This is a genomic window from Acidobacteriota bacterium (assembly GCA_028875725.1).
In the GTDB taxonomy this organism is placed as follows: domain Bacteria; phylum Acidobacteriota; class Thermoanaerobaculia; order Multivoradales; family Multivoraceae; genus Multivorans.
Map to the genome: position 1 here is coordinate 1 of JAPPCR010000002.1, position 2,188 is coordinate 2,188.

Here is a 2,188-nt window from a genome sequence, read left to right on the forward strand (position 1 = left end):
TGAATACCTCCTCGGTCGTCGCGGTCAGCGGGATGTCCGGTTCGGCCACTACCGGCCCGGAGTCGTCACCGCAACCCAAGGCTCCCGCGATCAATACACACGGAAGCGGGAGGGCTCGGGTCGTCATCATTCGGCGCGCTCGGTAGTTGGTGGGAAAATCAGAAGTCGAATGATAGGCGGACGGGCTGGCCTTGCCAATCGGGAGAACCGGCACCGATAAAGACGGACCGCTCTCCGACGAGGCGCGTGATCGGGTTGTTCTCGTCCAAGGGCGGATGCAGCGCGGCGAGCCGACCCCATTCATGGGCGCGGCCTGCGGGCTCGTTGTGCGCTGCTAAGGAAGTTGAGCCAGCCCACCCGCTGGGGCCACGCTTCGCGCGTCCCCGAGCGGAGCTGGCGAGGGGGCTGCGCCCCCTTCGACCCCAGCTTTTCTGGTCCGACGTCGGAGCATCGGACCGGGGCGGATAAAGCCCTCCGCCCGAACCGCCGCGAACCCGCGCGACATGGTATCTTCCTTGAATTGCCGGACGGCAGCCTCACACGGAGGCGTGGCCGAATCGCTGGGAAGACACGATGGCCGGACCGAACAAGAAGCTGGTTGCCGCCGTGGAGGCGTACTTCGCCGATCTTCGGCGCGTGCGCGCATCTGGCGGCGCGACGGCGGAGCGCTCGTACTATCCGGCGCTGGAGGGCTTGTTGCGCGCGGTCGGGGCCACGCTCAAGCCCAAGGTGTTCTGCGTTCAGGAACTGGCGGATCAGGGGGCCGGGCATCCCGACCTTGCCCTCTACACGGCGAGGCAGGTTCAGAAGGGCCGTCCGAGGCCGGGGCAGGTTCCCGAGCGTGGCGTCGTCGAGGTCAAGGGCGTTGGCGACGATGCGTGGTTGACGGCGGGGTCCGGGCAGGTAAGCCGCTATTGGGGCCGTTACCGTCTGGTGCTCGTCACGAATCTACGGAACTTCGTCTTGGTGGGCGCGGACGCGGAGGGCAGCCCCGCCAAGCTCGAAACCTTCACGCTGACCGAAGATGCCGAGGACTTCTGGCGCAACGTGGAAACGCCCCGCGCCTTCGCCCGCGAGGTTGGCGCGGGTCTCGGCGAGTATCTGGCCCGGGTGCTTTCGCACCGGGCCGCCCTGGCCGAGCCGAAGGACTTGGCGTGGCTGCTGGCCTCTTACGCTCGCGACGGCTTGGCTCGCGTAGAGGCGGCGGGAAACGTCTCATCGCTTCTGGCTGTCCGCTCAGCGATGGAGGAAGCGCTCGGGATTCGGTTCGAGGGCGAGCGCGGGGAGCGCTTCTTCCGTTCGACCCTGATCCAGACTCTGTTCTACGGCATCTTCTCCGCATGGGTGCTGTGGTCCCGCCACGAGCAGAAGACGAACGGACCGCTGTTCGAGGACCATTACAGTCCGCGTCGATTCCGTTGGCGCGAGGAGGTCTGGCACCTGCGTGCTCCGGTGCTGCGAGCCTTGTTCATGCAGTTGGCCGATCCGGGACGGTTGAAGCCACTTGGGCTGGTGGAAGTGCTGGACTGGACATCGGCCGCGCTCGACCGGGTGGACCGGACGGCATTCTTCTCGCGGTTCAACGAGGGCGAGGCCGTGCCGTACTTCTACGAGCCGTTCCTCGAAGCGTTCGACCCGGCGCTCCGCAAGCAGTTGGGCGTGTGGTACACGCCGACCGAGGTGGTCCGCTACATGGTGGCCCGCGTGGACAAGGCGCTGAAGGACGATCTCGGGATCCCGACCGGCCTCGCGGCGGAGAACGTCTATGTGTTGGACCCGTGCTGCGGAACGGGGGCCTATCTGGCGGAGGTGCTTCGCCGGATCGCGGGCAATCTCGGCGAGCATGGCCTCGGGGCGCTCGCTGGCGCGGCGGTCAGGAAGGCGGCAACCGAGCGGGTGTTCGGGTTCGAGATCATGCCCGCGCCGTTCGTGGTCGCACACTTGCAGGTCGGCCTCACGATGCAGAATCTGGGCGCGCCGCTGGCGGAGGACGGATCGGAGCGCGCCGGGGTGTTCCTCACCAACGCGCTGACCGGCTGGGAGCCGCGCACGACCAAGCCCTTGCCGTTCCCGGAACTGGAGGAGGAGCGCGATCTCGCCGAATCGGTGAAGCAGGACACTCCGATCCTCGTCATCCTCGGCAATCCGCCCTACAACGGGTTCGCGGGCATGGCGGTGGACGAGGAAC

General features: G+C 67.1%; 1 protein-coding gene. It reads left to right on the forward strand.

Annotation, left to right across the window (positions count from 1 at the left end; all coding sequences use genetic code 11):
* Positions 1 to 573: 573 nt before the first annotated feature.
* Positions 574 to 2,188, forward strand: a 1,615-nt coding sequence (locus OXI49_00150) for an N-6 DNA methylase (GenBank protein MDE2688907.1), incomplete at its 3' end; no start/stop codon positions are given.